Annotated in this window: 5 protein-coding genes and 1 pseudogene; 2 read left to right on the forward strand and 4 right to left on the reverse strand. The window is 37.1% G+C overall.

All coding sequences use genetic code 11. The features are described from left to right. From MT391_RS20400 to MT391_RS20410, 3 genes and pseudogenes are all read right to left on the reverse strand, one after another. Positions 1–183 (reverse strand): MbeD/MobD family mobilization/exclusion family protein (locus tag MT391_RS20400; protein ID WP_499499906.1); only part of this gene is annotated, 183 nt, incomplete at its 3' end. A 928-nt stretch (positions 184–1111) separates the two neighbouring features. After that, positions 1112–1438: pseudogene (locus MT391_RS20405) on the reverse strand (mobilization relaxase); the annotation flags it as partial. Next, positions 1428–1769, reverse strand: a complete 342-nt coding sequence (locus MT391_RS20410) for a MobC family plasmid mobilization relaxosome protein (RefSeq protein WP_499499899.1) — start codon at positions 1767–1769, stop codon at positions 1428–1430. The gene MT391_RS20410 and the pseudogene MT391_RS20405, both read right to left, overlap by 11 nt. Positions 1770–2002: 233 nt before the next feature. Here MT391_RS20410 and MT391_RS20415 point away from each other — a divergent pair, with 233 nt between their 5' ends. Continuing rightward, positions 2003–2386: a ribbon-helix-helix domain-containing protein gene (locus tag MT391_RS20415; RefSeq protein WP_499499900.1), complete on the forward strand. Its 384-nt coding sequence runs from the start codon at positions 2003–2005 to the stop codon at positions 2384–2386. 1062 nt (positions 2387–3448) lie between these two features. On the opposite strand, the gene MT391_RS20420 is transcribed toward MT391_RS20415, so the two are convergent. Then, positions 3449–4102, reverse strand: coding sequence for a hypothetical protein (locus MT391_RS20420; protein WP_499499902.1), 654 nt, complete (start codon positions 4100–4102; stop codon positions 3449–3451). 602 nt (positions 4103–4704) lie between these two features. Here MT391_RS20420 and MT391_RS20425 point away from each other — a divergent pair. Then, complete coding sequence (locus MT391_RS20425) at positions 4705–5433, forward strand: hypothetical protein (RefSeq protein ID WP_499499904.1); 729 nt, start codon at positions 4705–4707, stop codon at positions 5431–5433. Positions 5434–5474: the final 41 nt, after the last annotated feature.

Below are 5474 nucleotides of genomic sequence, written 5' to 3' on the forward strand. Positions count from 1 at the left end.
TAAGCGCGTCACTGACTGAGTCAGATTCTTGTTTTCTTCCTGTAAATTTTCGCAAAACTGCTGTTGCTGTTCCTGTCTCGTTATCAGCTTTTCTGAAGTAGCTTTGAACTCTTGAAACATAGTCTCCTGATCTTTTGAGAACTGCTCTAATGCGCTCAATAGGTGTTTTTCTAGCTCTGTCATTTAATTTAGCTCCCATACTTGAAGAGTGTTGTCTTGGTTTACGTATGCTTTTTTCACTGTGTTGAAAGGCGCTGTTATGTAGGTTTTCCCTTCGATGGTTAGCATCTCCAGCCCCTCCAATTTCAGCACTTCGTTTTGTTGAATTATCTGCTGGGCGTTGTCCTTGATCATGTTGCTCATCCACCACGCTGTGCCCCCCATCCCCGCGATGAATATCCCCATGATTGAGAGAATGGCTACGCTGAATTTCAGCGTCTTGGATATGCGATAGCGGGACATTGAGTCGATTGCTTTCTTCGAGTGCTCGAAGTGCTGGTCGAGTGCTTTCTTCGAGTGCTCGAAGTACTGGTCGAGTGCTTTCTTCGAGTTCTCGAAGTGCTGGTCGATTTTTTTCTCTACCTGCTTGATATAATTTTCTATTGAACTCTCTCTTTTTTGACAAAAGATCTCTAAAAGTTTCTTCATTTCGTTCAAGGTTTTCTGCTCTTTTTGCGTCATAAACTGCTTGAGCTGTTCTGACTCTGCTTGCATGTTCTCTGCTAAATTGGAAAGTTGATTCATATATTTCGCCTTTAAGTTTTATGTTTTTACCGCCATTTGGATCTTTAATTGAGATCGTGTTTTTAGCTTGTCGAGTGATGATAAACCCTGCATTTTCTAACGCCATGACTGCGTCAGACCTATTTTTCACAAGCCCTATTTCTATCTGGTTGAGTAATGCGCTATTGATCTGCTCTACTTGTTCACGCTTTGCTTGTGGCAAGTTGGTTACGTGCAAAGGTTTTACAGCTCGCTTGTTTTCGGGGGCATCTGGATCATGCAGATTGAGTGATGTATTTATGATCCTTTTCCATGTATCAACTCTCTTTTGATCTATCTTGTGGTAGTAGGGTTGCAAGCGTTTTGAAGTGGTAAGCTCTACACATGGCACGACAAAATTAAGCTCTAATCGATCTTTGTCTTTGTGCTCTACCCATAAAATTGAATACTGGTTTTTATCCAGCCCAGGGAGTAATACTTTTTCAAAGTCAGCCATGAGTTTATTTTTGATCCCTGGCGATAAGTCTTTTTCAGAAAAAGACAGACACCCACTTTTGTACTTCTGGGTAAACTCACATGAATTAATTAGATTAATAATTTCATCTGGATCGCCCTGTTCAAGTTTTGCAAGCTCCCGTTCTCGGTCTTTTCCTAGTAGATAATCTACCGGCCCACTCCCTCCACCGGTTCCTCGATTAAAAAATTTAACAATCATCTTTGGCCTTATTTTTCTCTTTTATAAGAGCAATATTTTCAGCCATTGATTGCAAAGCTGAAATAACTTTTACTGAATCCACTGGTTTAAAATGTTTTGAATTTAGACCTCTGGCAATCTGATTTAAGTTATTCCCAATCCCTGATAATTGCTTTAATAATTGAGGCTCTATTTCTGGATATTTAGGTTGTCTTTTTGGAGTAGCTGCAAGACAAGTTTCACGCATCCAAGCGGCTAATTCAGATCCTTCGCAACGAGCAAGAAGATCGAGTTTTTCCGTATCTGAAACACGTATAGATATTTTCTTTTCTCTCTTTTCTGACTTAGTCATAATTGTCATATTCTTAATAAAGGGTTAGTCATTTAGGGGTTTGGGGGCTCCCCAACCAGCAAAGAGGGACAGGTGCGAAGCGCCCCCTCTGTGTCTGCTGGCTTTTTACTTCGTAAAAAGGAACCCATTCAATCTTAAACCTGTTAAAAAAAATATGCAAGAAATGTTGATATGACTTAGTCATAATTAGATTTCATGCTATAATGACTGAGTCATGCAAGAGGAGATAACAAATGAAAATTATTGATGATGAGCAGTTTTTTGAATACCAATCTGAATGGTTTAAAACACAATTTAAAAAAGGGGATTCAAGTGGTGTATGGATCGATTTTAAAGGCGTTGAACATGCGTTTAAAATGGATCGATATGGATCTATGTTTGAGGACGTAACACACATTAGAAAAATGCTTAATGAAGTCGGTTTAAAACGTTTAAATAATGCTATTTCAGCCCGTAGAAAAAGAATTAACCAAACAGATAAAAAGTCTGTTCAGCTAACATTGGATAAGAACATAGCATCAAAACTTAAACTCATGGCAGAAACAAAAGGGGTGACTCAGTCAGAAATAATTGAGGGAATGATCACAGGTGAAATTCAAATGGATTTATTCAAATAGAGCCAGTCTAATGAATGACCTTGGGGTAGTCGCTCAAGTTAGAGGACTTATGACTGCGTCATACCAGGGAATAACCTGGGGAAAACAAAAAGACGTTTACCACAAGTTATTTCCCTTAGCCCTCCAACTCACTCCTTAAGCCGGTAGTCCTATATTTGGGATCTAAAAGAAAAAGAGTAATGCCGGCTAACGCGCTTAAATATTTGTTTTCGGCTACGCCGACCCCTACCCAAATAAGGACATTTTTATTCTTTTTATCGAGTAGCGAATCACATTGTTTCGTGTGTTTTCGTTAGCCCTACGTGCCATCAGATACGCTTAAAAGCGCCCCTCTCCGTCGATGACAATCAATTAGGTATATCCATCAGGATTTCTGATAAACCCGCTTCAATGCGGTTCATTAGGCTTTTCTAGGGCTATAAGTGGCTATGCTTATAACCTGCCATATTACGTCGTTTACTAATTGACCCGTGCCGCCAGTATTCGAGAACCCCTTGATTACTGGTTGATGCATTTAATAACGTCCAAGATAGAATATTTAAAGTCCACATCATGATTCCAAACGAAATATAGGCAGATACAGTTTGATTTTTACGGGGGAATGTTTAAAATTGCGGTAAGTTTGTTAGTTTACCTAGTCCCCTAAAGACTCTGTAAATGCCGAAATAACCGCGCGTCAACGCGGTTTTTTCACATCTGGCGTTTAGAGTATTCTGTAAAGCGCTAAAAATGAAGCTCTTTCTCTAAAAAAATTCTATTTTTAAAACCTCACTCTCCCCCAAAAAAATAACCTAATAAAAATCTTGTCGCTTACAGCACGGGACTGACGTTATATAAATATTAAATAATAATTATGTTAGAACCATAAAATTACAGTGTAACTATCAATGTGGTCTTAATTTAAAATCTACGGGTAATTGGACTAAAAAATTTAAAGTAGGCGATCTCAGGGGCTAAAAAAAGCCACCATTTAGGTAGCTTTTTTTCTTTCGTGAAACGGGTGTTATGGTAAATATAATTCATGATTTTTTTAATGAACTACCCAATCACTTAAGCCAATAATTATGGTTCTAGGGTTGATTTAGAAGAAAAATTAGAAATTACAGAAGATGTGTCTGTAAATGCCCCGAATTTGAATTCATTGTTTTTATTAAGCCCATTTATATTAGCTAATATTTTAGGATTGCACACATCAAAAAACCGAATGGTGAAATCATAAATACGACCATCAGCATCAACATGTTCAGTTATTTCATAATCATCATCTAGATCTTTCATTTCAGAGAATGTTAAATTTAACGTACTTGCTAGTATTTTGGTTTTTTCATTCTCAATATTGTTCAGGTTAGGATATATCGAAAACTCGGCACTAATAATGCCTTTTTCTTTCCATCCTCTTAAAAAACCAGACCAGAGATTCGCACGAAGGTTAGATGTTTCCATTAATTTCGATGCATTCCATTTAGTAATAGTCCTACTTCCATCATTTTTATATAACACTACTTCTGCAATACGATCTCTAATAAGAAGCTTAAGGAAGTGTTTTTCATCACTAGGGCTAAAAGAAAGAAGTGGCTTAGTTACTTTTTTATTTTCAATTTCATCAATCAAACGGTTAATTACTGAATCAGGAGTATCAAACCCTTTAGCTAAAACTTCTAGTCGTTTAAATGTAGATTCGGATACTTCTATTTTTTTATTTAAAACAATCATCATACACCACTCAAGCATAGTTAAAATTCAATCATATATGATTGAATTATGGTTGCATATGTTTTCTTTCTACATTAGGCATATTGAAATTAAAAATAACTGGGCTTTTAGAAAACAAATAAACTTTTAACCAATGTTAGCGCAAGTCGCATGCGCGAAATACCGCTTATGGTAAATATCCGTTATTCCCCCGAAAAAAAGCCTTTAAAATTGAACACTGAGAAGTTTTAAGAAGCCCCCTTTGTGATTGTCCTTTCTACTGATTGCACTCCTCAGATAGCCGCTATGGGATTATTTTGAAATTAACCAGGGGGAGAAACTAAAGCAGCAGATTAGGTTAGTTACAGTGTAACTTTTTGAGGATACTCAAATACAAAAAAGACCACCGTTTGTTAGCCTTTAGATATTCATAGTTCGGATGTTATTACAGTCTGTTTAACCGAGTTATTTCTAGCTATTCACTGAAAACACATAATTTATGGGTTGTGTGCAAACCTTATATTTATCAAAAGCATGCTAAACACCTTCAACCTTCACATCCCTTTGATACGAAGCTACAACCGGACGATTATAATACGAATCACCTTCTAGAATTGGTGTGATTATTGCTTGTTTTTAAAGATAAATATAAAAAAGGTTTTCTTAACATGTATACAACAATGCAGTCCTCGATACCCAGTCCTCTAATGAGTAATGTTGAAAGTGGAAAAAGCACAGAAGAGACAAGCGCAAGCAAAGCAATAGAAAGTACGGCAAAGAGCCAGGCTGCTGTAGACACAAAGGCTACAACGAAGACAGACTCTGTCAATTTTTCAAATCGAGCGATGAAGGTTCAGAGCATTGCTAAGGATTTTTTTAGTGGAGGGCAGTTATCGTTAGCTGATCTGCCCAAATATATTAAAAGACTCGAGAATGATGGTTTTCTGACAGCAGTGGAAGCAGAAAAATTGGGCGGGGCTACTAGTAGTAATAAAACAGACCAACTTTCGGATGAAACCACTAAAGTACTGGATTGGATTGATAGTTTTCGGGATAAAGTGAATGAAAAAGATCCTCAAGATGGGCTTATTGGCGCCTTAAATCGGGCGGAAAAAACCATTGAAAATTTAAGCTCAAACTACGATTCATCAATGACTACGGATGTAAAAACATCATTGTGGGAGATTGATGGTTATCTTAAAAGTGACAAGATGGAGCAATGGGATAAACAAGATATTAAAGCATTAAAAGATGTGAAAACTATACTATCTCTAACCAATCAGTTGCATTCTAATAAAACAAACTCAACAGCTATTAATAGATATCTTCAGTTTTCCGGCAAGTCTTACGGATAATTGATTGGAACTGAAGTAAAATCAGCCTTTTTAACCGCGCG

The organism is Vibrio sp. 1-Bac 57 (assembly GCF_037546855.1).
Classification (GTDB): Bacteria; Pseudomonadota; Gammaproteobacteria; order Enterobacterales; family Psychromonadaceae; genus Psychromonas.

Excerpts from the sequence above, each read along its gene's own strand:
- MT391_RS20410 (WP_499499899.1), bottom strand. The coding sequence starts at position 1,769 with ATGACTAAGTCAGAAAAGAGAGAAAAGAAAATATCTATACGTGTTTCA.
- MT391_RS20415 (WP_499499900.1), top strand. The coding sequence starts at position 2,003 with ATGAAAATTATTGATGATGAGCAGTTTTTTGAATACCAATCTGAATGG.
- MT391_RS20420 (WP_499499902.1), bottom strand. The coding sequence starts at position 4,102 with ATGATGATTGTTTTAAATAAAAAAATAGAAGTATCCGAATCTACATTT.